25 protein-coding genes and 2 tRNA genes are annotated in these 26,970 nt (G+C 66.0%); 17 read left to right on the forward strand and 10 right to left on the reverse strand.

What is annotated here, in order from left to right:
- Positions 1-141: 141 nt before the first annotated feature.
- The 4 genes from ACIP9X_RS09360 to ACIP9X_RS09375 are packed head-to-tail and all read right to left on the reverse strand — an operon-like array spanning position 142 to position 4,744.
- Entirely contained in the window at positions 142-1,362 is a 1,221-nt protein-coding gene (locus ACIP9X_RS09360; protein WP_400479435.1) for an acyl-CoA dehydrogenase family protein, read from the reverse strand.
- 27 nt (positions 1,363-1,389) lie between these two features.
- Entirely contained in the window at positions 1,390-2,913 is a 1,524-nt protein-coding gene (locus ACIP9X_RS09365; RefSeq protein WP_400479436.1) for an APC family permease, read from the reverse strand.
- Positions 2,910-4,121, reverse strand: a complete 1,212-nt coding sequence (locus ACIP9X_RS09370) for a glutathionylspermidine synthase family protein (protein ID WP_400479437.1) — start codon at positions 4,119-4,121, stop codon at positions 2,910-2,912. The genes ACIP9X_RS09365 and ACIP9X_RS09370 overlap by 4 nt, the downstream gene beginning before the upstream one ends.
- 2 nt (positions 4,122-4,123) lie before the next feature.
- Positions 4,124-4,744, reverse strand: coding sequence for a Tat pathway signal protein (locus tag ACIP9X_RS09375; protein ID WP_400479438.1), 621 nt, complete (start codon positions 4,742-4,744; stop codon positions 4,124-4,126).
- Between the two features lie 261 nt (positions 4,745-5,005).
- On the opposite strand from ACIP9X_RS09375, the gene ACIP9X_RS09380 reads away from it, so the two are divergent.
- The 4 genes from ACIP9X_RS09380 to ACIP9X_RS09395 all read left to right on the forward strand — a co-directional run bounded on the left by ACIP9X_RS09380 (position 5,006) and on the right by ACIP9X_RS09395 (position 8,858).
- Positions 5,006-5,659, forward strand: coding sequence for an MOSC domain-containing protein (locus tag ACIP9X_RS09380; protein WP_400479439.1), 654 nt, complete (start codon positions 5,006-5,008; stop codon positions 5,657-5,659).
- A gap of 512 nt (positions 5,660-6,171) precedes the next feature.
- A complete protein-coding gene (locus ACIP9X_RS09385) occupies positions 6,172-8,280 on the forward strand; it encodes a DEAD/DEAH box helicase (RefSeq protein WP_400479440.1) in 2,109 nt (702 codons plus the stop codon).
- Positions 8,281-8,651: 371 nt separating this feature from the next.
- Positions 8,652-8,723 (forward strand) — tRNA-Thr (locus ACIP9X_RS09390).
- Between the two features lie 61 nt (positions 8,724-8,784).
- A tRNA-Met gene (locus ACIP9X_RS09395) sits at positions 8,785-8,858 on the forward strand.
- Positions 8,859-8,984: 126 nt separating this feature from the next.
- Here the strand turns inward: ACIP9X_RS09395 and ACIP9X_RS09400 are convergent.
- On the reverse strand, positions 8,985-9,149 hold the full coding sequence (locus ACIP9X_RS09400; RefSeq protein ID WP_400479441.1) for a hypothetical protein: 165 nt from the start codon (positions 9,147-9,149) through the stop codon (positions 8,985-8,987).
- A gap of 78 nt (positions 9,150-9,227) precedes the next feature.
- Positions 9,228-9,842 (reverse strand): maleylpyruvate isomerase N-terminal domain-containing protein, encoded by a 615-nt coding sequence (locus ACIP9X_RS09405; protein WP_400479442.1) that lies wholly within the window; start codon positions 9,840-9,842, stop codon positions 9,228-9,230.
- Between the two features lie 184 nt (positions 9,843-10,026).
- Between ACIP9X_RS09405 and ACIP9X_RS09410 the strand changes: the two genes are divergently transcribed.
- A complete protein-coding gene (locus ACIP9X_RS09410) occupies positions 10,027-10,920 on the forward strand; it encodes an LssY C-terminal domain-containing protein (RefSeq protein ID WP_400479443.1) in 894 nt (297 codons plus the stop codon).
- A gap of 124 nt (positions 10,921-11,044) precedes the next feature.
- Here ACIP9X_RS09410 and ACIP9X_RS09415 read toward each other — a convergent pair whose 3' ends face one another.
- Complete coding sequence (locus tag ACIP9X_RS09415) at positions 11,045-11,770, reverse strand: HNH endonuclease family protein (protein WP_400479444.1); 726 nt, start codon at positions 11,768-11,770, stop codon at positions 11,045-11,047.
- Positions 11,771-12,042: 272 nt separating this feature from the next.
- On the opposite strand from ACIP9X_RS09415, the gene ACIP9X_RS09420 reads away from it, so the two are divergent.
- A complete protein-coding gene (locus ACIP9X_RS09420; protein ID WP_400479445.1) occupies positions 12,043-12,603 on the forward strand; it encodes a dihydrofolate reductase family protein in 561 nt (186 codons plus the stop codon).
- Between the two features lie 85 nt (positions 12,604-12,688).
- Positions 12,689-13,348: an NAD(P)H-binding protein gene (locus ACIP9X_RS09425; protein ID WP_400479446.1), complete on the forward strand. Its 660-nt coding sequence runs from the start codon at positions 12,689-12,691 to the stop codon at positions 13,346-13,348.
- 95 nt (positions 13,349-13,443) lie between these two features.
- Here the strand turns inward: ACIP9X_RS09425 and ACIP9X_RS09430 are convergent, their stop codons facing one another.
- On the reverse strand, positions 13,444-14,646 hold the full coding sequence (locus tag ACIP9X_RS09430; RefSeq protein WP_400479447.1) for an ROK family protein: 1,203 nt from the start codon (positions 14,644-14,646) through the stop codon (positions 13,444-13,446).
- Positions 14,647-14,871: 225 nt separating this feature from the next.
- Between ACIP9X_RS09430 and ACIP9X_RS09435 the strand changes: the two genes are divergently transcribed.
- From ACIP9X_RS09435 to ACIP9X_RS09455, 5 genes are all read left to right on the forward strand, one after another.
- Positions 14,872-16,197, forward strand: coding sequence for an ABC transporter substrate-binding protein (locus tag ACIP9X_RS09435; protein WP_400479448.1), 1,326 nt, complete (start codon positions 14,872-14,874; stop codon positions 16,195-16,197).
- A 25-nt stretch (positions 16,198-16,222) separates the two neighbouring features.
- Entirely contained in the window at positions 16,223-17,176 is a 954-nt protein-coding gene (locus tag ACIP9X_RS09440) for a carbohydrate ABC transporter permease (protein ID WP_400479449.1), read from the forward strand.
- Positions 17,176-18,135 carry a carbohydrate ABC transporter permease gene (locus tag ACIP9X_RS09445; RefSeq protein WP_400479450.1) on the forward strand — a complete coding sequence of 320 codons (960 nt, stop codon included), beginning with the start codon at positions 17,176-17,178 and terminating at the stop codon, positions 18,133-18,135. The genes ACIP9X_RS09440 and ACIP9X_RS09445 overlap by 1 nt, the downstream gene beginning before the upstream one ends.
- A gap of 52 nt (positions 18,136-18,187) precedes the next feature.
- On the forward strand, positions 18,188-19,897 hold the full coding sequence (locus ACIP9X_RS09450) for a glycoside hydrolase family 13 protein (RefSeq protein ID WP_400479451.1): 1,710 nt from the start codon (positions 18,188-18,190) through the stop codon (positions 19,895-19,897).
- A 158-nt stretch (positions 19,898-20,055) separates the two neighbouring features.
- Positions 20,056-21,036: an aldo/keto reductase family oxidoreductase gene (locus ACIP9X_RS09455; protein WP_400479452.1), complete on the forward strand. Its 981-nt coding sequence runs from the start codon at positions 20,056-20,058 to the stop codon at positions 21,034-21,036.
- A gap of 124 nt (positions 21,037-21,160) precedes the next feature.
- On the opposite strand, the gene ACIP9X_RS09460 is transcribed toward ACIP9X_RS09455, so the two are convergent.
- Positions 21,161-22,081, reverse strand: coding sequence for a TauD/TfdA dioxygenase family protein (locus tag ACIP9X_RS09460; protein WP_400479453.1), 921 nt, complete (start codon positions 22,079-22,081; stop codon positions 21,161-21,163).
- A 47-nt stretch (positions 22,082-22,128) separates the two neighbouring features.
- Positions 22,129-23,148, reverse strand: coding sequence for an ABC transporter substrate-binding protein (locus tag ACIP9X_RS09465; RefSeq protein WP_400479454.1), 1,020 nt, complete (start codon positions 23,146-23,148; stop codon positions 22,129-22,131).
- A gap of 358 nt (positions 23,149-23,506) precedes the next feature.
- On the opposite strand from ACIP9X_RS09465, the gene ACIP9X_RS09470 reads away from it, so the two are divergent.
- The 5 genes from ACIP9X_RS09470 to ACIP9X_RS09490 all read left to right on the forward strand — a co-directional run bounded on the left by ACIP9X_RS09470 (position 23,507) and on the right by ACIP9X_RS09490 (position 26,965).
- Positions 23,507-24,370: an HpcH/HpaI aldolase/citrate lyase family protein gene (locus tag ACIP9X_RS09470; RefSeq protein WP_400479455.1), complete on the forward strand. Its 864-nt coding sequence runs from the start codon at positions 23,507-23,509 to the stop codon at positions 24,368-24,370.
- A gap of 104 nt (positions 24,371-24,474) precedes the next feature.
- Complete coding sequence (locus ACIP9X_RS09475) at positions 24,475-24,702, forward strand: DUF3188 domain-containing protein (protein ID WP_400479509.1); 228 nt, start codon at positions 24,475-24,477, stop codon at positions 24,700-24,702.
- Between the two features lie 87 nt (positions 24,703-24,789).
- Positions 24,790-25,251 (forward strand): MaoC family dehydratase N-terminal domain-containing protein, encoded by a 462-nt coding sequence (locus ACIP9X_RS09480; RefSeq protein WP_400479456.1) that lies wholly within the window; start codon positions 24,790-24,792, stop codon positions 25,249-25,251.
- 2 nt (positions 25,252-25,253) lie between these two features.
- Entirely contained in the window at positions 25,254-25,691 is a 438-nt protein-coding gene (locus tag ACIP9X_RS09485) for a MaoC family dehydratase (RefSeq protein WP_400479457.1), read from the forward strand.
- A gap of 11 nt (positions 25,692-25,702) precedes the next feature.
- On the forward strand, positions 25,703-26,965 hold the full coding sequence (locus tag ACIP9X_RS09490; RefSeq protein WP_400479458.1) for an MFS transporter: 1,263 nt from the start codon (positions 25,703-25,705) through the stop codon (positions 26,963-26,965).
- Positions 26,966-26,970: the final 5 nt, after the last annotated feature.

The raw sequence follows: 26,970 nt of genomic DNA on the forward strand, positions 1-26,970 counted from the left end.
CTTCGAACGGCCGCAACCCGCCACCAGCTCGAACGGACACTTAAGCCCCCCGGGGTTTTAAATGCCGGGGCTTAAGTGTCCGTTCGCGCTTCCCCTGGTGGCAGACCGTGGCACCGGGTTTCGCTGGTTGAGCTCTGCTGCTCAGCGGAATGCCGAGATGCCGGTGATGTGCTGGCCGAGGATCAGCATGTGGACCTCGTCCGTTCCCTCGTAGGTCCGCACCGACTCCAGATTGGCTGCGTGACGAAGTGGGGAGTAGTCCAGCGTGATGCCGTTGCCGCCCAGGATCGTCCGCGCCTCGCGGGCTACCTTGATCGCTTCCCGCACGTTATTCAGCTTGGCCAGCGAGATCTGCTCCGGCCGCAGCCTGCCGGCGTCCTTCAGCCGGCCCAGCTGCAGGGCGAGCAGGGTGCCCTTCTGGATCTCCAGCAGCATGTTCACCAGCTTCTCCTGGGTGAGCTGGTAGCCGCCCAGCGGCCGGCCGAACTGCAAACGGTCCATCGCGTACCTCAGGGCCGCCTCATAGCAGTCGCGGGCCGCGCCCATCGCGCCCCACGCTATGCCATAGCGGGCCTCGTTGAGGCAGGAGAAGGGACCGCTGAGTCCGCGGGCACCCGGCAGAAGGGCCTCCGGCCCCAGCCGGACGCCGTCGAACGTGATGTCGCACTGTACCGAAGCGCGCATCGAAAGCTTCTGGTTGATGGGGACGGCGGTGACTCCCGCAGTGCCGGCGGGCACGAGGAAGCCGCGGACGCCGTCGTCGGTCCTGGCCCAAACCACCATGACATCGGCGACCGAGGCGAGCCCGATCCAGCGTTTGGTGCCCTCCAGAATCCAGCCTGCGTCATCGCCGCTGCCGTCCCGCCGGGCCGTGGTGGTCATGGAGGACGGGTCCGATCCAGCGGAGGGTTCGGTCAGCGCAAAGCAGCCGATCACTTCTCCCGCGGCCATCCGGGGCAGCCATTCCTGCTTCTGGTCCTCGGAGCCCCATTTGTGGATGGCGGACATGGCGAGCGAGCCCTGGACCGAGACAAAGGTGCGGATCCCGGAGTCACCGGCTTCAAGCTCCATGGCGGCGAGGCCGTACTCCACCGCGCTGCGGCCCGGGCAGCCATAGCCTTCCAGATGCATGCCCAGGACGCCCAGCTCACCCAGCTGCGCGGCGATGTGCAGTGGAAAGATGCCGCGGTCGTACCAGTCGGCGATGTCCGGCCTGATCTGCTGGTCCGTGAAGTCCCGGATCCTTTGCCGAAGGCCCAGCTCGTCTGAAGTCAGCAGCGAATCAATGGCCATGATGTCGGACGGGTCAGGGAGACCGTACTCTGCCGTTGCTGCCGCGGGGTCAAGGGCATCATTGCTCATGCCAGCATCCTACGGCGGTCCTGCTCCTCAGGGCCGGGCAGAAACGCGCTGCCTGCCCTGGAAGTAGTCCCGGGTGGACGGCAGGAACCGGCACACGCCGGCCAGCACCACGCCCAGGGCCAGCAGCACCACGCCGCTGACAAATGCACCGCCGACGCCGAAAATCTCGGTATCCCCGTACGCCGGGTCCCACATCTGGACGGCGGAGATGAAGAACGCGGCGGTCAAAGACAGCGCGCCCAGCAGGGGCAGGATGCACTGGAACCAGAGGTTCCTGGCCGAGCTGCGGAGCGTTCCGCGGAAGTACCAGACGCAGGCAAATCCGGTCAGCGCGTAGTAGAAGGCGATGAAAAGGCTGATGGAACTGATGGAATCGGAGAGCAGGTTTTCGCTGAGGACACTCATCGCCACGTAATACACGATCGCCGCGGCACCCATTATCTGCGTGGAGAATCCGGGAGTCTGGTTGCGGGGGTGGACCTGGCCGAATCTTGGCGGCAAAGCCCCGTGGACGCCCATGGACAGGGTGCCGCGCGCCGTCGGAAGGATGGTGGTCTGGGTGGATGACAGCACCGAAGCCAGGACGGAAAGGACGATCAGCCAGCCCCACGGGCCCAGCACCACGTCTTTCAGGGCGAGGAAGACGTCGTTCTGGTTCTCGGTGTTGCCAAGGCCCATGCCCTCTGTCCCAACGGACGCGTACATCATCACCAGCAGAGCCACGGACACGTAAATGGCCACCAGTACGAAGGCGGAGATCACGGCGCCGCGGCCAGGCGTTTTCGAGGGGTTCTCTGTTTCCTCGTTCACCGCCAGGCAGGTGTCCCACCCCCAGTAGATGAAGAGAGCGAGCAGGGCACCGTGGACCACTGCGCCCGGATCCGCGAAGGCCCCGGCCGGGTTGAACCATTCGAAGTCGAACGGCTGCGTGGTCGTGGCACCACCGGTCCCGCCTGCAATGCCGACGATGATGGCCACGGCAAAGATTCCCAGTGAGACGTACTGGACGTATGTCAGGGCACGCTGGACGTGCTCGCCGAGCCGGATGCCCCGGTAGTTCACCAGGGTCATGAAGGCAATGAACACCACGCCCGTCGCCGTGACGAGCAGGGCGTTTTCCGCCAGGGACCCGTCTCCGACCAGCAGCCACAGGTACTGTCCCGCCACCTGGGCAAGGTTGGCCAGAACCACGACGCCGGCCAGGGCCACACCCCAGCCGCCCAGCCAGCCCGCCCACGGTCCGAACGCACGGCGGGCCCAGAAGAACGTGGTGCCGCAGTCCGGCATGGCGCTGTTGAGTTCGCGGAATGCGTATGCGATGAACAGCACGGGGATGAAGCCCAGGACCAGGATCAGGGGAGTGTAGTTTCCGTTCACGGCCACGATGAGGCCCAGCGTGGCGGCGAGCGAGTACACCGGAGCAGTGGAGGCCAGGCCCAGCATCACCGAGTCGCCCAGGTCCAGGATCCCGGCGTGCAGCCCCTTGCCGGGCACCGGACCGGCCGGCTGGTTCCCGGCGCCGCCGCCCGCCGTCGTGATTCCAGTGCTCATAGTGCGATACCTGCCTTGTTGGAGTTGGTCTGGGCGGCCGGCGGCGCGGGCGCATCAATCGTGTTCGGGACGAACCGGCAGAAGTAGTCGGTGATTGGGCCATCGGACTCGCGGATGCCGCATCCCACAGACTCGCCGTCCACCACCCAAAGGCCCAGAACGGGGTGGTTGCCGTCGAAGTCTGGAAGCGGATGGAACTGCTGGTAGCACCATCCTTCGCGGCCGTACCCGCCGGGCTGTTCCAGGCTGATGCCCCTGGCATGGATCTTGATGTTGTCGCCCTCGCGGCCGTGGAGGGGCTTGGCGACCCATTCCTGCAGGGGCCCGGGTTCGTTCAGGTACGCCGGCAGCAGGTTGGGGTGGCCTGGATAGAGGTGCCACAGCGCGGCCAGCAGGGCTTTGTTGGAGAGCAGCATTTTCCAGGCCGGCTCCACCCACCGCGGATTGTGGGCACGCTGCAGGAGGCGGTGGCCGAAAGGTTCCTTCAGCATCAGCTCCCACGGATAGAGCTTGAACATGGTGCTGATCATGTAGTTGTCGAGGTCCACGAACCGTTTCAGGTTGGGGTCCCAGCCGATGTCCGACATGTTGATGCCGATGGTGGTCCAGCCTGCCTGGCCGGCCACATCGCGCATATACGCGGCCGTCATCCAGTCCTCCCCGGATTCCTCGGCCTCCGAATGCGCCACGTGGAGGGTGCTCATGCCCGTGCGGTACTGGAGCTTCTTCCACTGCCGGATAAGCGCCTCGTGGATGCCGTTCCACTGGTCCTTCTCCGGAAAGACGTCCTGCAGCCAGAACCACTGGGCCACGGCCGCCTCGATCAGCCCGGTGGGCGTGTCCGCGTTGTACTCCAGCATCTTGGCCGCGCCGCCCTGGCCGTCATAGATGAAGTCGAACCGGCCGTAGATGTCCATGTCCCCGGCCTGCAGCGACTCGGCGGCGAGCTCCAGCCCCTGCTGGCCTATCCCGATCGGCCCCATGGCCCCCGTGGCGAGGAACTTCGCCGCCTCCAGGCACATCTTGTGCATGTCCTCGGCCGTGACCTCGAGCGCCTCCACCTCGTCCATGGTGAACTCGTAGTAGGCGGACTCATTCCAGTACTCGATTTTCCGGCCGTCCGGCATGGTGGTGGTCGAGAAAACCAGGCCCTGCTCTTCGATTTTCTGTTTCCAGTCCGGCCGGGGTGCGGCGGTCAATCTCTTCACCCCTAGCCTCCCGTGCTTCCGCCCTTGGAGCTGCTGCCGAAGCCGCCCCTGCTGACCGTGCCGCCCTTCGTGCTGTACCCGGTGGAGGTCTTGGCGCCCTGGGGAACAGTTCTGGTGAAGTCCGGATAGGCCGTCCTGTTCTGGCCAATGCCCGGGACGCTGGCGCCACGCGCATAGAAGTACCAGGCGTAGAAGGCCCCGCCGCGCCCGGCCGAGCTGTTGCACTGGGTGTCCTCGACGCGCTCGCCTGTCTCCTCGTTAAAGCAGACCTGGGCGTAGTCAGGATCCTGCTCATTGCTTGCCACGATCGCGGTGATGGTGCCGGCCAGCAACGCTGTCACGCCGAGCCCCACCGCCACGGTGCGGCGCTGGGAGCGCTTCTTCCGCGCACCTTCCTCCCGTTCGCGGTCGCGGGCGAAGGGATCGAAGACGGGACCTGGCTGGGGGAATCCGGACTGGCTTCGACCGCCAGTCTCCTCAGGGTGCCGGAGCTCAGGCCGGAGGTCCGGCTTGGGCACCTGCCAGGGCGGAGGTTTGGGGGCGCCGGCAGGCTGGGAAGCGCCGGCAGCGTCACCCTGCGGCTCGCCGTCGCGCTTTTTGGGCTGGTCCTTCTCCGGGTCCACGGTTCCCCCTGCTGCTCCATCCCGATTCCATTCCTGGCCGGTGTGTCCAGGCTCTTACTATCGCCATTTGCTGCGGTTCCAACCGCCGCTCTGGTCCACGTGGTTGTGCGGCCGTCACCGCAAGGCGGGGACAGCACACAGATCCTGCAGCCAGCCTAGTGGCTTTACCCCTGCCCCGCTAAGGACTTCACCCAGCGGGCGCCCGCCGGTTCACGGACCATGTTCACGGAGCATGGGCGGGACGGTATCTAGACTGATGCCATGGACACCGCCACTCTGCTTGCCGTCTGCCGTGTACACCAGCTCCTTCCCGACGCGGGGAGCGTGGGTGTCACCGCCATCGACAAACGTCCTGTGGAAGGGCCCGTAAAGGTGCACAAACTCGGGCTGCACGGCGACATCCAGGCGAGCCGGATCCACCACGGCGGCGAGGACCAGGCCCTCTATGCCTACTCGCAGCGGGATGCCGACTACTGGGTGGGCGAGCTCCAGCGTGAACTTCCCCCTGGCATCTTCGGCGAGAACCTGCGCGTTTCCGGGATCGAGACCACCGGGGCGGTCATCGGCGAGCGGTGGAAAATCGGCCTGGATGTTGAAGTTGAAGTCACCTCGCCGCGGACGCCATGTGCAACCTTCCAGCGGCGCATGGGGGAGAGCAGCTGGGTCAAGCGCTTCGCAGACGCTGGGCTGGTCGGCACGTACCTGCGCGTCATCCGCACCGGATCCATCCAAGCAGGTGACCACATCCACCGGACTTTTGTCCCCCGCCACGGCGTGACCATCGGGCGCTGGTTCAGTGAACCGGACGTCGAAGCGATAGAGGCATTGAAGGACGCCGAGGCCGACGGTGAAGTGCGGCTTCAGCCCGAGTACCACGAAGCGTTCGCGACGCTGCTCCGCCGCCTGGGCAGCTGACCGCGGGCCCGTGCTGCATTTCTGCACCACTTTGGACCCCTGCCGTCGGGCCGGCCCCCTGCCTGGCGCAGGGGCAGCGGCCGGAAGGCAGCGAAACCGGTGCAGAAATGCCGCCACCGCGGGCTTCCGGAGGTGCGTGTAAGCAACGTCACTGCCTCCGCGGAAGCCCTCAGTTACCCCTGAGTGGACGCATGCCCTACACTTGAAATATCCCCCACTCCGGAAATCCCTTATTCCTGCCCAATTTTTGAGGCAGGACTGGCAAGTGTTGGAGTCCGCAACTGTGATGCGGGCATTTTCATAGGGAGAGCCGGCTAAAGAAAACGCTGTACAGACTGCTGGGATAGCAGCCAAGAGATGCAGCGGGAAGTCCTGCCACGGGATTGCGAAAGCGCCGGACTTCTACGTGACCGGCCGGTCAATGTATGCCCGGCAACCACGGCACATGTACTGCGGCTCCGCTCACCTCGGGTTGTGCCGCCTGGCCCCCTATGGATGAGGAATTCTTCCCTATGCCCGAAAACCACGAAAACCACAACGACGCCACCGAAGCGGAAGCTGCCGAGACTGCGAACGTCGAATTCACCGAGCCCGCTGCCCCCGCAGCTGAGGCCCCCGCTGCTCCTGCTGAAGCTCCCGCAGCCAAGACTGAGGACTCCGAAGAAGACGGTGTTAAGTTCGCCGATCTTGGCATCGACGGCCGCGTCCTCGCCGCCCTCCAGGATGTCGGCTACGAAAAGCCTTCCCCCATCCAGGCAGCGACCATTCCCCTTCTGCTTGAAGGCCGCGACGTTGTGGGCCTCGCCCAGACGGGCACCGGCAAGACTGCAGCATTCGCAGTGCCGGCACTGTCCCGACTGGCCGAGCTCCACGACCTCAACGGCCCGTCCCGCAAGACGCAGGCCCTGGTCCTTGCTCCGACCCGCGAGCTCGCACTCCAGGTCGCCGAGGCTTTCACGTCCTACGCCAAGCACATCGACGACTTCACCGTCCTCCCCGTTTACGGTGGCTCCGCCTACGGCCCCCAGCTCGCCGGACTCCGCCGCGGCGCCCAGGTTGTTGTCGGCACCCCGGGCCGCGTCATCGACCACATCGCCAAGGGTTCCCTCGACCTGTCCGAACTCCAGTACCTCGTGCTGGACGAAGCGGACGAGATGCTGCGCATGGGCTTCGCGGAGGACGTGGAGCAGATCTTCCAGCAGACTCCCTCGGACCGCCAGGTGGCCCTGTTCTCCGCTACCATGCCGAGCCAGATCCGCCGGATGTCCAAGCAGTACCTGAACAACCCGGCCGAGATCTCGGTGAAGTCCAAGACCACCACCGGCGCCAACACCAAGCAGCGCTACCTGCAGGTCATGGGCCCGCACAAGCTCGACGCCCTGACCCGCATCCTTGAGGTGGAAGAGTTCGACGGCGTCATCGCCTTCGTGCGCACCAAGATGGCCACCGAGGACCTCGCCGACAAGCTGAAGTCCCGCGGCTTCCAGGCTGCAGCCATCAACGGCGATATCCCGCAGCAGCAGCGTGAGCGCACTGTTGACGCGTTGAAGGAAGGCCGCATCGACATCCTGGTGGCCACCGACGTCGCCGCCCGCGGCCTTGACGTCGAGCGCATCAGCCACGTCATCAACTACGACATTCCGCACGACACCGAGTCCTACGTGCACCGCATCGGCCGCACCGGCCGCGCGGGACGTTCGGGTGACGCGATCCTGTTCATGACGCCGCGCGAGAAGTACCTGCTGCGTTCCATCGAGAAGGCCACACGCCAGCCGGTGGAGCAGATGCACCTGCCTACCGCCGAGACGGTCAACACGCTGCGCCTGGGCAAGTTCGCCGAGCGCATCACGGAGACCCTCGCGTCTGAGGATGTCGGAGCCTTCCGCGACCTGATCGCTTCCTACGAGGAAGAGCACAACGTGCCGGCCGCGGAGATCGCTGCGGCCCTGGCCGTCATGGCGCAGGGCGGACAGCCGCTCCTGGTCAAGGAACTGCCGGCCGCTCCGGAGTTCCAGAAGCGCGAACGCTCCAAGGACGGTTTCGGCTCCCGTGGCCCGACCCGTGCGCTCACTGAGGGCAACGCCACGTACCGGATCGCCGTCGGGCGCCGCCAGCGTGTCATGCCCGGCTCCATCGTTGGCGCCATTGCCAACGAGGGCGGCATCTCCTCGTCCCAGATCGGCGGCATCGACATCCGTTCGGACCACTCCCTCGTGGAGCTCCCGGCGGACCTGAGCCCCGAGCAGCTGCGCGCCCTGTCCCGCACCCGGATCGGCGGTGAGCTGATCCACCTCGAGCTGGACAACGGCCGCAGGCCCTCCGGCGACCGCGGGAGCTACCAGGGTGGCCGCGGCGACCGCGGCGGCAACTTCAAGGGCAGCGGCGGCTTCAAGAAGGAATTCCGCAAGAACGACGGCGACCGCGGCTTCGGCGCGCGTTCCTCCGCGGACCGCGGCGGACGCACTTACAGCGACCGCAGTGAGCGCAACGTCAGCGGCGACTCCGGTGCAAGCCGCGGTCAGGGCGATTCCCGCTTCGGCGGCCACGGCGACGGTGCGCGCAAGCCCCGCCACGGCAGCGAAGGCGGACACCGCGACTTCAACCGCAAGGGCAAGTGGTAACCACCGCCAAGTGGTAACCACCGCGAAGTGGTAACCACCGCGAAGTGGTGACGACTGCAGAGTTGTGAACCAGAGCTCCGAATAGAAGCGGGCCGGCCGACCAGCCGGCCCGTTTCTGTTTAACTCGATCCCTGACGGCGTTGAGGGCTGGTTCCTGCCGGGGGCAGGGCCGATCCTGCTGACGGGCAGTTGCCGGACCAGTCCTCTTAAGTTCGCTTGGTCACATCTGTTCGGAGAGGTGGTCCCGGCACCCGCTTGGGGGTTGTCCGGAGGTCCCATCCGGCGCGGATTTCGGGCTTCCATGCCCCGGGAACCCTCTTCTTCCGCCGATTTGTTGAGGACGAAATCTTCGGGTAGAGTATTTACTCGTTGCCCCCCTAGCTCAGTGGTAGAGCGCGTTCTTGGTAAGAACGAGGTCACCGGATCGATTCCGGTGGGGGGCTCTGAATGAGGGCCTGTGTCAGGGCGGTCTTGACCGGCTTGACACAGGTTTTTCTCATTCGTGGCGGTGTAGCTCAGTTGGTTAGAGCGCACGACTCATAATCGTGAGGTCGGGAGATCGAGCCTCCCCACCGCTACAGGATCTGCAGGTCAGAGGCATCAAGCCTCTGGCCTGCTTTTGTTTTAAGTGCCCGACTCAACGGCCCTTGCACCGCTAACCTTGCACCGCGATTGATACGGGGGGCTCCCAAGTTCCTGCCCAGTTAGAAGGGCGTGACAGCGCGCTCGGCCTCCTGTACGTGCCACCCGGGTCGACCTTCCAGGGCCCGCGCTACAGCCTCCGCCTTGTTGGCGGCCATTCCGAACCACACGTAGGTGTGGTCGAGGCCATCTGTAACCACGACCCGCCACCGATACTTCCTAGCCATGTTGATCCCCATTCGGGTTTAAGAATGCGACTGCATTTGGTTCAGCTCGGCCAGCTTCAGGAGCGGCTGCGGCGTGCATCAGACGACGCTGAGGTTTCCGGGCAGGCCCGGGCGGCCGGTGAGCAGGAGCAGCAGTTCCGGGGCGATCGGCAGCCGGGCTCCTATGGCACCTGCGAGTTCGAGAGACGCCGCGACGCCCGGCATCAGCGAAGAAGGCGGTTCCACTCCCAGGACGCGTGCCAGATCCAGGCCGTGCACGGCGAGCTCGAATGTGCGGGTCGGCAGGTAGTCAATCAGCACCATCGTTCCCGCCGGGCTGGCGACCAGGGCGTCATCCGGAGTGTTCCCGAGCAGCGCGGTGAGACGTTCGACGATCTCCCCGACCGCACCTGCCGGGTCGGTCCCCAGGGCATCTCCGGTTTCGCGGCCGCGCTGGGCGATCGATTCCGGCGTCGTGCTGCCGCGGATTGCCAGGTAGTACTCCACCGGGCCGTCCACACGCTTCCCTGTTTGCGGTGCGCCGAGGTAACTCTCCACCGTGGTCAAGGCGCGACTTGCGTGGCCGATCAAGCCGCGGACGTCCCACACGCCGAGGGCCGGTATGGCCCATGCAGTCCCCGGAACCTGCTCAACCAGCTCCAGGAATCCCAGAGCCGCTGACAGGTAAACGGCCCTGATCCTTTTAGCGTCCATACCCTCGAGTTATACGGCTGGCCCGGCCCAAGTTCAACGAAGGAGAGCGCAGGGCCTTAGCGGGCCCCCGTCCATAGGACTGTCCTCTGGCCTGTTTTTTGGTTTTAGCGCAGCGCTTGACCCAAGATGAGCATGCAGGACTGCATGGTGAACACTGACACTCCAGCACAGAAGGAGAACCGCGATGACCTCGGGTGAGGGTAGCAGGCCGGCTCCGGCCGAACCGGACCATTCCCGGCTGGAGAACCGGACAGAACGCCGGCAGAGCCGCTGGGCGACCGTCCTGGCAGTGCTGCAGCGGCTGCTGTACGGGGTTGTGACTGTGGCAGTGGGCTGGGCGGTCTACTACTTCCTGCTCGCCCGCCTCACGCGAGGTCCTGAGCAGGTCTGGGTGTTCCTGCCCGTCTGGCTGATCGTCGCCTACGCACTGCTGCCGCGTATCCACAAGATCCTCAGCAGCCTCTACATTCCGGACTACTTTATCGGCCGCACCCGGACAGGCGACGGCGTCCTCGGCGACCCTGTCAATCTGGCGGTCATCGGTCCTGCAGAAGAACTGAAACATGCCATGTCCGCCGCGGGGTGGGTGGAAGCTGACCCGATCACCCCGGCCACGGCATGGAAGACCCTCGAATCCACGATGCTCGGGCGCAGCTACCCCGCGGCGCCCGTGAGCTCGCTGTACGTGTTCGGAAACAAGCACGACCTGGCGTTCCAGCGGGAGATTGACGGAAACCCCCGCAAAAGGCACCACGTTCGCTTCTGGAAATGCCCGGACGGTTGGATGCTCCCCGGCGGGCTGGCCGTGGACTGGGTCGGCGCCGGCACCTACGACCGCAGCGTCGGACTGTCCCTCTTCACGTTCCAGATCACCCATAAAATTGCCGACCGCACCGACGAGGAGCGGGACTTCATCATCCAGACCCTGCAGGCAGCCGAGGCGGTGGAGTCCGTGCACATCATCCGGAACTACTCGTCCGGCTACCACCACCGCAACGGCGGAGGAGACTCCATCCGCACCGACGGGCACCTCCCGATCATCGACCTGAACCCTCGGAACGGACCGGTCAGCCGGTAACACGGCCGCTGCTGCCAGCCCCCTGCTCAGGTGCCCGAACACGGAAAAGCCCCGCACCGCCGTCGGGCAGTGCGGGGCATTCCGCAGGGCAGAACGGGCCCTGGAGTCCGGCGGGGGCTAAGCCCTACACCCGCGTGACGCTGATGCGCACGTTCGAGCAGGAGTCTGCGTAGCGGATCAGGGCGGCCTTCTCCGCGCTGTCCACCCGCAGGCCCCACCGGAGCTTTACCGCGATCCACTGGCCGATGTAGGCGCAGCGGTTCGCGGGCGGCATCCATGATTCAGGTCCCCGAGCCTGTTTGGCGGAGTTAAGCGCCGCCGTCATTGCATTCAGGGACCGTGTGTCGCCGAGGTCGTTGTAGAAAGCGACGCGGCGCGCCTGGGACCAGTAGCGCGCCCCGGAACCCCAGGCCTCGTGGACGGGGACGGTGTGGTCAATTTCCACGGCCGAGGCGTAGGTGTGTGTCCGGTTGTCCCACGGGGAAACCCAGCGCCCGGTGCGCACGGTGCACCTCCGCGTGGTGGTGTAGGTGGCGGCGGCCTTGGTTTCCTGGAGGAGGACTTCGGCACGGGTGTTCTGGCAATCCCGGTTCGTGTCGTTCCAGTAGCCGAAGTAGCGGTTCCTGTCGTAGCCGGCGTTGTTCTCTGCCGCCACCGGCAGGGCCCGGGCAGCAGTGCGCAGCGGTGCCGAGTAGTAGGTGGCGGCCTCGGCCGGGACCGCCAGGCCGGTCAGCAGCAGCCCGCCCGCTACGGCGGAGGCGGCAAGGGCCCTGCCCAAGGCCGCTGGCCGCAGGGATGGGACGAGTGATGCCGCCCGGTTTCGGGCGTGCTTGAACCGGCTTACCGGCATGGTTTCCCCCTGAAAGGTTCATGAGACGTAGTGCGCACCAATGGCTGCGAACACCAGCATGCCAGTGCCGGATTGCCCAAATCCGATTCCTGAGGAGGTCTTGATGCAATCCTGTGCCAACGTTGTGGCTGCCCCTTTTTTGCCGGGAATCAGGCGTTGTCACGGGGCTGGTCTGCATCTAGTGTCGTGAATTCAAGGGTTCGAGTTCCGGGACACAACCGGGTCATTCCGGCGGGGACCTGCAGGGGCAACGCGGAACACGGGAGGCCGGCATGGGCAGACTGATCTACTCAGGAATCCAGTCGCTTGACGGATATGTGGCGGACCGGGACGGCCGCTTTGACTGGAGCGAGCCGGATGAGGAAGTACACACCTTCATCAACGGACTCGAGGGCTCGGTGGGCACCTACCTGCTGGGCCGCCGGCTCTACGAGGTGATGCTCGCCTGGGAGGACCCGTCCGCCTTCACGGGGGGCCCGCCGTACATCCTTGATTTCGCGAAGCTCTGGAAAGCCGCGGACAAGGTGGTCTACTCGCGCTCGCTGGACCGCCCGTCCAGCGAACGGACCCGCATCGAGCGGGACTTCGACGCCGGTGCCGTCCGGCAGCTTAAGGCCGACGCCGGCCAGGACCTGGCGGTGGGCGGCGCGGAGCTCGCCGCCGCGGCCATCCGGGCCGGGTTAGTGGATGAGTACCAGCTGTTCGTCTCGCCTGTGGCTGTGGGCGGCGGCAAACGCTACCTCCCGGAGGACGTGCGCCTGGAGCTTGAGCTGCTGGAAGAACGGCGCTTCGGCAACGGAGTGGTCTTCCTCCGGTACGGCAGCCGGGCCTGACGGCCACTATTCCGGTCCCGCTGGGGCAAAACGCCGGGCCCGACCCCCGCTGGGACAAAGCCAGGCTGTGGGACAGAATGGGGGAATGTCCCGCATCGCAATCATCGGCGGCCACGGCAAAGTGGCCCTTCAGCTGTCCGCCCTGCTCACAAGCGAGGGCCACAGCGTCACCTCGTTCATCCGCAATCCGGACCACGGGGAGGAGGTCGCCGCGACCGGTGCGTCGCCGTCGGTCCTTGACGTGGAAAATTCGACGACGGCGGAAATCGCCGCAGCCCTGAGCGGCCAGGACGCTGTGGTCTGGTCGGCCGGCGCCGGGGGAGGGAACCCCGCGCGGACTTATGCAGTGGACCGCGACGCCGCCATCCGCTCCATGGACGCTGCCGGGGAAGCGGGCGTGGACCGCTACGTCATGGTGTCCTACTTCGGCGCCGGCCCCGACCACGGCGTGCCGGAAGACCACAGCTTCCACGCCTACGCCGAGGCCAAGGCCGCAGCAGACGCCTACCTCCGCGGCACGAACCTGGCATGGACCATCCTGGGCCCCGGCTCGCTGACAGAGGGACCGGGGAACGGCCTGATCGAGGTGGACCCGGAAGACGCGTCCACGGGCACGGAAACGTCGCGGGCCAACGTGGCGATCGTCGCTGCCGCCGTCCTGGAGATGCCTGAAACCATCGGACGTACCATCGAATTCCGGAACGGCACCGTCCCCGTGCCCGCGGCGCTGGAACCGGCAGAGTAGCAGCCGCAGCAAACAGCACAGCGCGAACGTACACTTGTGGCCCCGCTTTTTAGGGCCACAAGTGTACGTTCGCGCTGGTCCGGGGGCTTTCGCCCTTACGCCGGGACGTTGAGCTCCAGGTCCAGGCTGTTTCTCTCAACGTAGTCCAAGGCGCAGCGGACGGCGCCCACGGTCACGATCGAGTCGCCCAGCGGGGACACGGCCAACCTCGGCGGCGTGACGGTGAACTCCTTGAGCCGCCCGGCGATGTCCTCCAGCAGCACCCCGGCGGAGTTTGCCACAGCACCGCCGATGACCACCAGTTCGGGGTTCATGACAGTGGCCACCGGCGCGATCACGCGCGCCATCCGGTCGGCCAGCCGCTCCAGGATGTCCAGGGCAACGGCGTCGCCGCTGGCCGCTGCGGCGAACACGTGCTCCGCTTCCGGGCCCTCGGCGGCATGCTCGCGCAGTGAGGTCTTCGCCTTCCCCGCCAGTGCCTCCGCTGCCCAGACCCGGGCCAGGGTGGCAATGCCGTAGGTGTCACCCACGCCGTCCACCATGTCCAGGAACGCGAGTTCCCCGGCGCCGCCGCCGACGCCGTGCAGCAGGCGCCCGTCGTCGATCACTCCGGAACCGAAGCGCTCACTGGCCAGGATCACCACGACGTCGTCCACGCCGGCGGCTGCTCCACGCCAGCGGTCGCCCAACGCGGCCAGGTTGGCGTCGTTTTCGAGGAGAACGGTCCATCCGCGGAGGTCTTTCAGCGCGGACTTCAGCCCGACGTCGAACAGCCCCCAGAAGTGCTGGGTGACCAGGATGTCGCCGTTGCGGTCCACCGGCGCCGCGATGCCGGCGCAGACGGCGAGCACCGAGTCGGGCGAGGCCCCGACGCTGTGCAGGGCCATCATGGCCGTCCGGTCAATGACGGCTATGCGCTCCTCCGCCGGGATCTCGGCGTCGGCGAAGGGCTGGCTGGAGCGGCCCAGCGGCTTTCCGCGGAGATCCGACACCACAACGGTGGCTTTGGAGATGCCCACGTCCATTCCGAGGACGTACCCGGCGCGGTCGTTGAGCTCGAAGCGGCGCGCAGGCCTGCCCTTGTGGTAGCCGCCAAAGGCCCGCTGGTTTTCCAGCTCCCTGATCCAGCCGCGCTCCGTCAGGTCCTCGCACACCGAGATTGCGGTTGCCCGCGTGAGCCCGGTGGCCTGCATGACTTCGGTGACGGTGACTGCCTGTGAGGCGCGCATGAAATCCAGGACAGCCCCGGCGCTCACGCGCCGCAACAGCTGGGGCGTTGCCGCCGTCATTTCCGACATGGTGTTGACCTCCTTGTGCTCTTCACCACATAATACTTGAGGAACTAAATTTAGAGTCCAAATAAAAGTTTGAGCATGGTGGGCCGGACGGCCGCCGACCACTGGCTTCCCCCCAGCCCTTCACCCAGCCTTTTGCAAAGGAGCAACAGTGAACAGCATCCTGAAGCACTGCCCGCCCGGACCCCAGCCACGCCAGCAGCGCCCGCACGCCCCGGTTTCTGCCCTGTGAACGCCTCCGCGCTCAGCCGCTTTGCCCCGAAAAGCCGGACTGCGCCGGTCAGCCGGCGCGCCCTGCTGAAGGCCGTTGGCCTCGGCGGCGCCGCCGCCATGCTTCCGCTCACGGGCTGCGGCGCCTCGCCCGGCGCGCAGAACGGCGTCACCACCCTGCGGTTCATGCAGAACAAGCCGGAGGTGGTGGCCTACTTCAACCAGGTCATCAAGGACTTCGAGGCACTGAACCCTGACATCCGGGTGATCCAGGACTTCAACGAGGGCAACTTCGTTCCCGGCCTGGTCCGGAACGATCCGCCCGACGTCGTAACCCGCGGCTTCGCACAGGCCACCGCCGACTTCGTCCGAAAGGGCGTCTTCGCCGACCTTTCCGGCATGCCGGTGGCCGCTACGATCAATCCCGAGATGCAGCGGCTCATCAGCTCATGGGGCCAGTACAACGGAAACGAAATCAGCGCCCTGCCGTTTTCCCTGGCAGCCGCCGGAGTGGTCTACAACCGCGACATTTTCGAGGCCAGGGGCGTCGCCGTGCCCACCACCTGGGACGAGTTCGTTGCAGCCTGCGAAAACTTCAAGGCGGCCGGCATAACTCCGATCTACGGCACCTTCAAGGACAACTGGACCTTGGGGCAGGGGATGTTCGACTACGTCGCCGGCGGCTCCCTGGATGTAGCGACCTTCTTCTCCAGACTCACGGCCAAGGGCGCCGCCATCCGCCCGGACTCCGAGGAGTCGTTCGCCAACAACTTCGGCCCGGCGCTGCCCAAGATGCTGCAGCTCGCCTCGTTCTCCCAAAAGGGCGCCACCAGCAAGAACTATGCGGACGGCAACGCGGCCTTCGCCAAGGGTGAGGCGGCAATGTACCTGCAGGGCCCATGGGCGCTGTCCCAGCTTGTGGCAGCCAACAAGAACGTCAGGCTCGGCAGCTTCCCCCTGCCGGTGACCAACAACCCCGCCGACACCAAGGCCCGCGTGAACGTGGACATGGCGCTGTCCATCACCCGCGACACCCCCAACATGGCCGCGGCGCAAAGGTTCGTGAACTACCTCCTGGAGCCGTCGGTGGTGAACGCGTACAACGAAAAGAACGCCGCGTACTCACCGCTCAAGGACGCTCCCGCCGTCGAAAACCCGCAGATCAGCGGACTGAACGCCTCCGTCAAGGAGGGGCGCTACTACCAGGGAGCCACCACGTACTTCCCGCCTTCGGTGCCCCTGTACAACTACGTCCAGTCCTTTGTGTACACCAAGAACGGCGAGCAGTTCCTCGCCGCCCTCGACGACGAGTGGCGCCGCGTTGCCGAGCGCACCGCAGTCTGACCCCACCCCGACTCCAGGAGCCCCAATGACTACAACTGCCCGGGTGGCCCAGACAGCCCCTCCCGCATCCCCGCAGACCCCGACGTCCGCCCCGGCCAAAAAAGGCATTTTCCGCGGCAAGGACAAGATCGATCCCACGTATTACTGGATGGTGGTGCCGGTCCTGGCACTGTTCGCCTTCTTCATCACCCTGCCGGCCCTCGTGGGCGTGTTCTTCAGCCTCACGAACTACGCAGGCTACGGTGACTGGAAGTTCATCGGCCTGTCCAACTACATCAACATCTTCAAGGATCCGGCAGTCCTCCAGTCCTACATCTTCACGTTCGTCTTTGCCCTGACCACAACCGTGGTGGTCAACGTCGTGGCGCTCGCCATCGCGCTGGGCCTGAACGCCAAGATCAAGTGGCGCACCGGCATCCGCACCGTGTTCTTCATCCCCATGGTGCTGTCCGCGCTGATCGTCTCCTTCGTCTTCAACTACCTCTTCTCGAACACCCTCCCGGTGCTGATGGACCGGCTCGGCTACACCCCGCTGGCCACGAGCATCCTGGCCAATGAGAACCTCGCCTGGCTCGCCATCGTGATTGTCACGGTGTGGCAGGCCGCGCCCGGCGCCACCATCATTTACCTGGCCGGCCTGCAAAGCGTGCCCTCGGAAGTGTACGAGGCGGCCGACCTGGACGGGGCAGGCAGCTTCCGACAGTTCCTCAGCCTCACGCTCCCGCTGATCATGGGATACCTCGTGATCAACGTGATCCTCGGGTTCAAGGGTTTCCTGGGCACATACGAGATCATCGTAGGCCTCACCGGCGGCGGCCCGGGTATGGCAACGCAGTCCGTGGCCATGCGCATCTTCTCCGGCTTCACGGGCGGGGACTACTCCTACCAGATGGCCAACGCCGTCATCTACTTCCTGATCACCTTGCTGATCTCCGTCATCCAGCTGCGCCTCATCCAGCGCCGGGGGGTTTCTCTCTAATGACCGCATCCACGCTTCCAGAGCCCACGACCGAGACAACCGCGGCTGCCGGCATCAAAACCGGAATCACAACCGGCCTCCGCCGCGGGACGGATCCGTCCGGCAAGTCCCCTCTTATGAAGGTCCGCAGGTCCGGCCGCGAAGGCTACAAGGTCAACTGGTGGCTCACCGCCCTGATGCTGGTGGCCTCCCTGACAGTCCTGCTGCCGCTGTACTTCACCGTGGCCATGGCCCTGAAGTCCCCGGACCAGATCGGCGGAACGGGCCTGGCCTGGCCCAACCCGATGAACTGGGAAAACTTCGCGGCGGCTTACGTGGCAACCAACTTCCCCCGGGCCTTCATGTCGACGGCGTTCGTCACCGTGTTCAGCGTCCTGGGCTCCCTGGCCTGCAGCTCGCTCGTGGCCTACGCAATCGCCCGCAACTGGAACCGCAGGTTTTTCCGGGGTTCCTTCGTCTATCTGCTTTCCGCGATGTTCATTCCGTTCCCGGTCATCATCCTGCCCCTGATCAAGCAGACGGCCCTGCTCGGCCTGGACAACCCCGCCGGCGTCGTGTTCCTCCACGTGCTGGGCGGCATCTCCTTCAACACCCTGCTGTACATCGCCTTCGTCCGCTCCATCCCGGTGGAACTGGAGGAGTCGGCCCGCATGGACGGTGCCACCACCTGGCAGGTGTTCCGCAAGATCATCTTCCCGCTGCTGGCCCCCATGAACGCGACGGTCGGCATCTTCGCCTTCCTCAACTCATGGAACGACTTCCTGCTGCCCCAGATGATGATTGCCGACCCGGCCCTTCAGACCCTGCCCGTCGTGCAGATGCTCTTCCAGGGCGAATTCAACACCAACTACAGCCTCGCATTCGCGTCGTACCTCATGGCCATGGCACCCACCCTGGTGGTTTACATCCTGGCCCAGCGGTGGGTACTGTCCGGAGTCATGCGTGGTGCAGTCAAGTAGACCCAACATTCCATCCAGCAACGAAACAAACCACAAGTAAAGGAAGCACCCCTTGTCCACCACTGCCACACTGGCAACCCTGTCCGATGACCACCGTCTCGCCGATCCGAACTGGTGGCGCCAGGCGTCCGTGTACCAGATCTACCCGCGCAGTTTCTCCGACTCCAACGGGGACGGACTGGGTGACATCAAGGGCATCACCGCCAAGGTCCCGTACCTGAAGTCGCTGGGAATCGACGCCGTCTGGCTGAGCCCGTTCTACCCCTCGGCGCTCGCAGACGGCGGCTACGACGTGGACGACTACCGCGACGTGGACCCGAAGCTCGGCACGCTCGCCGACTTCGACGAGATGGCAGCAGCGCTTCACGCCGCCGGCATCAAGCTGATCGCCGACATCGTCCCGAACCACTCCTCCGACCGGCACGAATGGTTCCGCGAGGCCCTTGCCTCCCCGAAGGGATCACCTGCCCGCGACCGCTACATCTTCCGCGACGGCAAGGGCCCGAACGGTGAATTCCCGCCGTCGGACTGGGACTCCGTCTTCGGCGGCCCCGCCTGGGAGCGCATCACGGAACCGGATGGCACCCCGGGCCAGTGGTACATGCACATCTTCGCCAAGGAACAGCCGGACCTGAACTGGGCCAACCGCGAGATCCGCGACGACTTCCTGAAGACCCTGCGCTTCTGGTCTGACCGCGGCGTGGACGGCTTCCGGGTGGACGTGGCGCACGCCCTCGTCAAGGACCTCACCGAACCGCTGCTCTCCAAACTGGAACTGAGCGCGGCCAACTCCGGGACTGACGGGTTCGACGACGGTTCGCACCCCTTCTGGGACCGCGACGAAGTCCATGAGGTCTACGCCGAGTGGCGCGAGGTCTTCAACGAATACAACCCGCCGCGCACCGCCGTTGCCGAAGCCTGGGTCCACGCCACGCGCCGGCCGCGCTACGCCAGCCCCCAGGGCCTGGGGCAGGCGTTCAACTTCGACCTGCTGCAGGCGGACTTCGACGCCGAGGAATTCAAGGAGATCATCACCCGCAACCTCGCCGAGGCTGCCGCCACCGGGGCCTCCTCGACCTGGGTGTTCTCCAACCACGACGTCGTCCGCCACGCCACGCGCTACGGCCTTCCCAAGGGAAGCAAGGGCAAGCACCCCAAGGGTCAGGACGGCAAAGCCTGGCTGCTCGCGGGCGGCCCCAAGGAGGAACTGGACGTGGAACTCGGCGAGCGCCGCGCCCGCGCCGCCACCCTGCTGATGCTCGCGGTGCCCGGTTCGGCCTACCTCTACCAGGGCGAGGAACTGGGCCTGCAGGAAGTCGCCGAGATCCCCGAGTCCGAGCGCCAGGACCCCTCGTTCTTCCGCAACAGGGGAGTGGAGGTGGGCCGCGACGGCTGCCGCGTGCCCCTGCCGTGGGCTGCCGAGGGCAGCTCCTTCGGATTCGGCGACGGCGGCGCGCACCTTCCGCAGCCGGAGTGGTTCAGCAGGCACGCCGTCGAGGCCCAGGACGGCGTCGAAGGCTCCACTCTGGAGCTGTACCGCACCGCACTGAAGCTGCGCCGCGAACTGCAGACCGCTGAAGAACTCAAGTGGATCGAAACCGGCAACCCGGAGGTCCTGCACTTCAGCCGGCCCGGCGGCTGGCAGTCCGTGACCAACTTCGGCGACACCGCCGTCGACCTCCCGGCCGGAACGGTGCTCGTCAGCAGCGCCCCGCTCGAAGACGGCAAGCTGCCGGGCAACACCACGGCCTGGCTGCGCTGATCCTCAAATCCTACTGAAACCCTGCCGCGGTGGCGGTGCCTTCTGCCAGGCACCGCCACCGCGGTATTTAACTACCGCGGCATTCAGCTGCAGCGGTGTTTGGCTGCAGAGGCACTTAACTACTGGGCCTTCGCCTGCCGAAGTGAAAGAGTGATGCAATGACTGAACAAACTGCGACAACCTCCCCGGGAGTGACCTCCGGACGGCTGATCTACGGGTGTATGGGGCTGGGCGGGACCTGGTCCGACGTCCCCCACGACATCACCGACGTTGAGACCGCCGCCGAAGCGGTGGAGGCCGCCATCGACATCGGCGTCACACTGTTCGACCATGCGGACATCTACCGGAACGGCAAGTCCGAGACAGTCTTCGGGGAGGTCCTGGCAGCCACCACGGGGCTCAGGGAACGCATCCAGTTGCAGACCAAGTGCGGCATCCGGCTCAACGAGCGGGGCCTGGAGACCCACTACGACCTGAGCAGCGACGCCATCATCGAACGCGTGAACGGCAGCCTGGAACGGCTCCGGACGGACTACGTCGACATCCTGCTGCTGCACCGGCCGGATCCGCTGATGGACCCCGCCGAGGTGGCTGCCGCCGTCGGGAAGCTGATGGCGGAAGGCAAGGTGCGCGCGCTCGGTGTGTCCAACATGTCGGCGGCGCAGATCGAGTTCCTGCAGGACAGCCTCGAGACGCCCGTGGTGGCCAACCAGCTCGAACTGAGCCTGCTCAAGCGGGACTGGCTGGAAAGCACCGTGCTGGTCAACCACCCGGGTGCCGCGGACTACAGCTTTCCGCACGGCACCCTGGAATACTGCGCCCGGCAGGGGATCACGCTGCAGGCCTATGGTGCACTGGCGCGGGGGCACTACACCGGCAACCCGCCGGAACGGCCCACGCTTGCGGAGTCGGCCACGGCACAGCTGCTCTCCGACATGGCGCGGGAGAGGGACACCACCCGTGAGGCCGTGCTGCTGGGGTGGCTGATGAAGCATCCGGCGGGCATCGCCCCGGTGATAGGCACGGCCAACGCCGACCGGATCCGGGCGTGCGCCGGTGCCTCCCGGGTGGCGCAGACCATGACGCGGGAAGAGTGGTACCGGCTGTGGACCACGGCCCGGGGGAGCAACATCCCTTAAATCCAAACTGGGTCGCAGCTGTGGCCGTTTTGAACGCTCAGAACGGCCACAGCTGCGACCCAGTTGGGCGGGTGGGCCCCGGAGGACCTGCGGGCGGCCTCCATGGGAGGCCATCAAGCCAGACCTAGACCGGGGCGATCTCCGAGTAGGTGGACGAGTCGCCCTTGAGTGCCTGGCTGGGAGTGCCGTCGACGCCGACCGGAACGTCGCCGGCGATGGTCACCCGGTTGAGCTTGCGGGGCTGGCCGTCGTAGTTGTCCGGCGCGTAGTGCTGGGTAATCCGGTTGTCGAACAGCACCACCTGGTTCGGCTCCCAGTTCACCCGCACCACGTTCTCCGGACGGGTGACGTACGCCTGGAGCAGCCGGATGATGTCCCGGGACTCGGTGTTGGACAATCCCACGATCCGCAGACGCTGCGCGAAGCCCCCGATGAACAGTCCGCGCTCGCCGGTCAGCGGGTGGACACGCACCACGGGGTGGGCGGTTTCGAACTTCAGCCGGGTGAACTCCTTGCGGCGCTCCTCGGCGTTGCCGTGCTCCAGGTTCTTTGGCACGGAGTAGTCGTAGTCGTTCGTATGGATGGCCCAGAGCGTGTCGGCGAAGTTCCGCAGCTCGTTGGGCAGATCGCGGTAGGCCGCCGCGGAGGAGGCGATCAGGGTCTCGCCGCCGTAGGCCGGCAGGTCGATGCTGCGCAGCGTGGAGGCCTGCGGCGGGTTTACCACGAACGTGACGTCGGTGTGCCAGTTGTTGGCGGATCCGTTCTCGCTGTCCACGGGCAGGACGTTTTCTTCCCCCTCCACGGAGGCCACGGTGGGGTGCGCCTTGGTCAGGGGACCGAAGTGGCTGGCGAACTTCACCTGCGCCTCGTCGGAGAGGATGTTGGCCTCGCGGAACACGAGCGCCTTGTGTTCGCTCAGCGCCGCGCGGATCTGCGCCACGGTTTCCGCGCTGAGATCGCCGCTGAGGTCAAGGCCACGGATTTCGGCGCCGATGCGCGAGCCGAGCTTGGAGAATTCGAGCTTCGTTTCGGTGATGACAGTCATTGTTCTTCCTCTGCTGGTTGTGTTCCCGCCTGGGATCTATTGGGTGGTTACTTGGAAATGAGGCCGTTGAATTCGTTGGTGTACAGCTTTTTTGGGTCGAGGTCGTCCTTGATGATGCCGACGGACTTCAGGTAGTCGTTCCACCTGGTGAAGTCCCCGTCCTTGATCTCGCCCTTGTCAGGGACGCCCACGCTCTTCCAGTACTGCAGTGCGGCCGGGTTCTCGTTGCGCCCGCGCTCGTTCAGAATCTTGGTGAAGCGCGCAATCACTTCGGCGCGGGGCGTGGTGCGTTCCCACTCGATGGCTTTCGCCACGCCTGTGGCGAAGGTCCGGACGGTGCTGGGGTTCTGCGCGATGAAGTCCTCCCGGAGGACAAACGGGCCGCCGGCGAACGCGCCGAACAGCTTGTAGTCGCTGAAGATTGAGCGTAGCCCGCCGTTGGCGATTGCTTTGTCCTGCAGGATGCCGCCGAGCGAACCGGCATCCACCTGGCCGCGGCGGATGGCTTCTTCGGTGTCATTCGGCGGCACCACCACCAGCTGGACCTGCTTGATCTCCTCCGCGTTGAGCCCGTTCTTCCGGAGGTAGGTGTTGATCACGGCTTCCGCATGGGCGCCCAGGGCGTTCACGGCGATCTTCTTGCCGATGAAGTCCCTGGCCGTCCTGATGGTGCTGTCTTCCTTCACGTAGTAGCCGTTGAAGGTATTGCTGTCCTCGCCGTAGTAGTTGATGACGGCCTTGACCGGCGCACCTGCCTCCACCAGCTTCACGACGGCGCCGGCGAAAGCGCCGCCGAAATCGGTCTGGCCGGTGGCCGCCGACTGGATGTCCTGGGGGCCGCTGATGGTGTTTCCCACCCAGTTCAGCTTCACGTCGCCCAGGTACCCGAGGTCCTGGGCCAGTTCGGGGAGGGTCACGGTGTTGGCCCAGCCCTGATAGCGGAGCTCCTTGACCTCGTTGGCTCCCGGTTCGGCGGTGCCGGCCACCGAGGGCCCGCCGCAGCCGGACACCGTCAGGGCGAGAACGACGGCGGCCGCTGCACTGAGGATGGTCAGGTGTCTTTTCATGTGGTTCCTTCGGTGGATTCTTTTTCGGAGCGGGGCCCTCCGGCGGGAGGGAAGCAGTTCTCTTCGGACGGCCCTTCGGCCGTTCCTGGCGGCTGCCGCGGCGGCCGATGGATCGATGTAAGCGCACTTCGTGTGCCTGGGAAAGCGGACCGTTCACGGCGGGAAACCCTTGGAAATCCGTGGAAACACGGCGCAAAGAAGGGTCATAAGACGCCCCGTTGCCGCGGGTGAAACCCCGCGACGCAGGGCGTGCGGAATATGCCCGGGAAGCCTAGGATTCCGCTTTTGGTCGTATTGGTCGCCTCCGGCGGACCGGTCATCTTCGCCTTAGCAGGTGCTGGCCGGATACGGTAGATGTATGACGTCTACTTCCACTGCCGAGATCACCCGGCACGAACGCAACATCCCTGCCGAAATCGCCCGTTCGTGGCTCCTGGTCAACGCAATGAAGACCGAGCTCTTCGACCAGTCGGCAGTGTCCCGCGCGGATTCCATCATTCTGGACATTGAAGATGCGGTTGACCCTTCGCAGAAGGACGCAGCCCGCGAGAACGTGGTGAACTGGCTGGCCGGCGGCGGCCAGGCCTGGGTCCGGATCAACGACGCGCTCAGCCCGTTCTGGGCCGACGACCTCGCAGGCCTCCGCGGCACGCCGGGCCTGCTCGGCGTCATGCTCGCGAAGACCGAATCGGCCGACCAGGTGACGGAGAGCTTCCACCGCATGGATGGCAAGACCCCCGTGATCCCGCTGGTGGAGAGCGCCGTCGGCATCGAGGAAGCCAACCAGATCGCGAAGGCCCAGGGCGCGTTCCGGCTGGCGTTCGGTTCCGGCGACTTCCGCCGCGACACCGGCATGGCGAACACCCAGGAAGCCATGGCCTATCCGCGCGCCAAGCTTGTGGTGGCCAGCCGAGTCGGCAACCTGCCCGGCCCCATCGACGGCCCCACCGTCGGCACCAACCACCCGATCCTGCGCGAGCAGACCGGCGTCACGGTGATGATGGGAATGACCGGCAAGCTGTGCCTGGCCATTGACCAGACCAGCGTCATCAATGAGGTCATCAGCCCCACGCCGTCGGACGTCGCATGGGCCACCGACTTCATGGCGGACTTCGAGGCCAGCGGCCGCGTCATCCGCGACGGATCCGACCTGCCCCGCCTTGGCCGCGCAGAGAAGATCATGAAGCTCGCTGTGGCGTTCGGCGTGCAGCCGGCGCCGTAACCCGCGCAGCATCCCGACGAGACCCCGTTCCCGGTACCCGCTACCGGTGCACGGGGTCTTTTCGCTTTTGCCAGGCCAACGTGCAGGCCCAGTAGACTGTCATGGTGCTGAACGAATTCTGGGCCACCGCCCCTGCCTCCTACAAGATTTTGGTCTTCAGCGCGATGGGCCTTATCGCTGCGGGCATCATCCTCAACCTTGCAGGCAACGGCACCGCCAACCAGTCCCTGATGCTCGCCTCCCTGCCGGTAATCGGGCTGGGCTTGGTCCTGCATGTCGTCGCACTGGTAGTCCGCGGCCAGCACATCCGGAAGTCCTACAAGAAGCCGTAGCACCCCCGCCCGGCTCTGGGCTCTGTAGCAACTTGGTGCTCTGTAGCAACTCGGTGCCTTGGGGGTGACCCCGATAGGCTTGAGGTCATGACTATCAATCCGGATCTGCAGGGGCGGAGCTACCCTGCCGCAGAGGTGTACGACGTCGGCCGCGAGAAAATTCGCGAGTTCGCCCGCGCGGTCAAGGCAACCCACCCCTCCCATTTCGACGTCGAAGCCGCTCAGGGCCTTGGCCACCCCGACCTCGTGGCCCCGCCGACGTTCGCCATCATCGTGGCACAGCGCGCAGATGCCCAGCTGATCGAGGATCCGGAGGCCGGCATCGATTTCTCCCGCGTGGTCCATGCCGACCAGCGCTTCACCCACCACCGCCCCATCTTCGCCGGCGACCGCCTCGTGGCGGAGCTTCACGTTGACGGTGTCCGCGCCATGGGCGGCGGTGCCATGATCACCACCCGGGCTGAGATCTTCGCCCTGGCCGACGGCGACGGCCGCGAGCCCGTCTCCACCACCAAGTCATCCATCCTGGTCCGCGGAGAGGGACAGTAACCATGAGCCCTGTTTTTGAAGAACTGGCCGTCGGGCAGGACATCGGCAGCCGCAGCATCAGCGTTACCCGCCAGGACCTGGTCAAGTACGCCGGCGCCTCCGGCGACTTCAACCCCATCCACTGGAACGAGGCCTTCGCCACCGGCGTGGAGCTCCCCGGCGTCATCGCCCATGGCATGTTTACCATGGGTGCTGCCGTGCAGCTGGTGACCGACTGGGCGGGCGACCCGGCCGCCGTCGTCGATTACCAGACGCGCTTCACCAAACCGGTGCTGGTGGCCGACACCACCGGAACCGGCGACGCCGGAGCCGTGATTGACGTCAGCGGCGCCGTGGGCGCGCTGAATGCCGAGGCGCGTACGGCACGCGTGGACCTCGCCGTGGTCTTCGACGGGCAGAAGGTCCTCATGAAGGCCCAGGCCGTTGTGAAGCTGGCCTGACTGATGCTGCCTTGAGTTCCACCGCCGTCACGGCGCGCGAGGTCACGCACTGGCGTATCGCCGTCGCGCTGGCCTACGCCGCCAGCGGCCTTGCGTTCAGCTCCTGGGTCTCCCGCCTGCCGGCCATTCGGGACGGGCTCGAACTGACCCCGGGGACTGTCGGTCTGTTGCTGCTGTGCATGACCGCGGGGTCGTTCCTCTCCGTCTCGGCGTCCGGGCTGATCGTGCTTCGGCTCGGCTCCAAACGCACCATCCGGACCGGGAGCATCATGGTGGGCATCGGGCTGGCCGCAGCCGGCTTCGGTACGTCCGTGCTTGCCAGCCCGCCTGCTGTGGCCCTGGGGCTGGCTGTCATCGGGCTGGGCACCGCCAGCTGGAACACTGCCTCAAACGTTGAAGGTGCCGCGGTGGAACGCGCCGTGGGCCGCCACATCATGCCCCGCCTGCACGGCGCTTTCAGCCTGGGAACCGTCGCCGGGGCGGGACTCGGGGCGTGGGCGGCCGGAGCAGGCGTCCCGGTGTTCTGGCACCTCGCCGCGGCCGGGCTGGTGGTCGCCGGTTCGGTGACGACGGCGGCCCGCTGGTTCCGCGCGGACGTCACCCCCATGGAACGTGCGGCCCCGTACCGCCCTGACACCTTCGAGGACCCATCCACCGGTCCTATCCCTGTCATCCGCCCCGGAGCCGAAGACGCCCCGCTGGACAACAAACGCAAGATCGCCCAGGCGTGGCGGGACAGGCGGACGCTGCTCCTCGGCGTCATGGTCCTCGGCCTCGCGCTGGCCGAAGGCGCGGCCGGGGACTGGGTGGCGCTGGCCCTCGCGGACGGACACCACCAGTCGGATGCGGCAGGTGCCGCCGGGTACGGCATTTTCGTCACCTTCATGACCATCGGCCGTTTCGCCGGAACAGTGGTGCTCGACCGTTTCGGCAGGGTTCCCGTGATGCGCTGGTGTTCCGCGCTGGCAGTTCTGGGACTGGGGCTGTTCGTCTTCGCCCCCGAGCCCTGGCTTGCCTACGCGGCCCTGGCGGTCTGGGGCCTTGGCGCGTCCCTCGGCTTCCCGGTAGGCATGTCCGCCGCGGCCGATGATCCGGCCAAGGCAGCCGCCCGCGTGTCCGTCGTGTCCACCATCGGGTACGGCGCCTTCCTGTGCGGCCCTCCGCTGCTGGGTCTGCTGGCGGAGCACGTCGGGATCCTGCATTCCCTGCTGGCCGTGATGGCGGTGCTCGTGGTGAGCTTCCTGCTGTCGCCGGTCGCCCGGAAGGCTTCCTAGTTTTC

This window comes from Arthrobacter sp. NPDC093125, from assembly GCF_044754225.1.
In the GTDB taxonomy this organism is placed as follows: Bacteria; Actinomycetota; Actinomycetes; order Actinomycetales; family Micrococcaceae; genus Arthrobacter.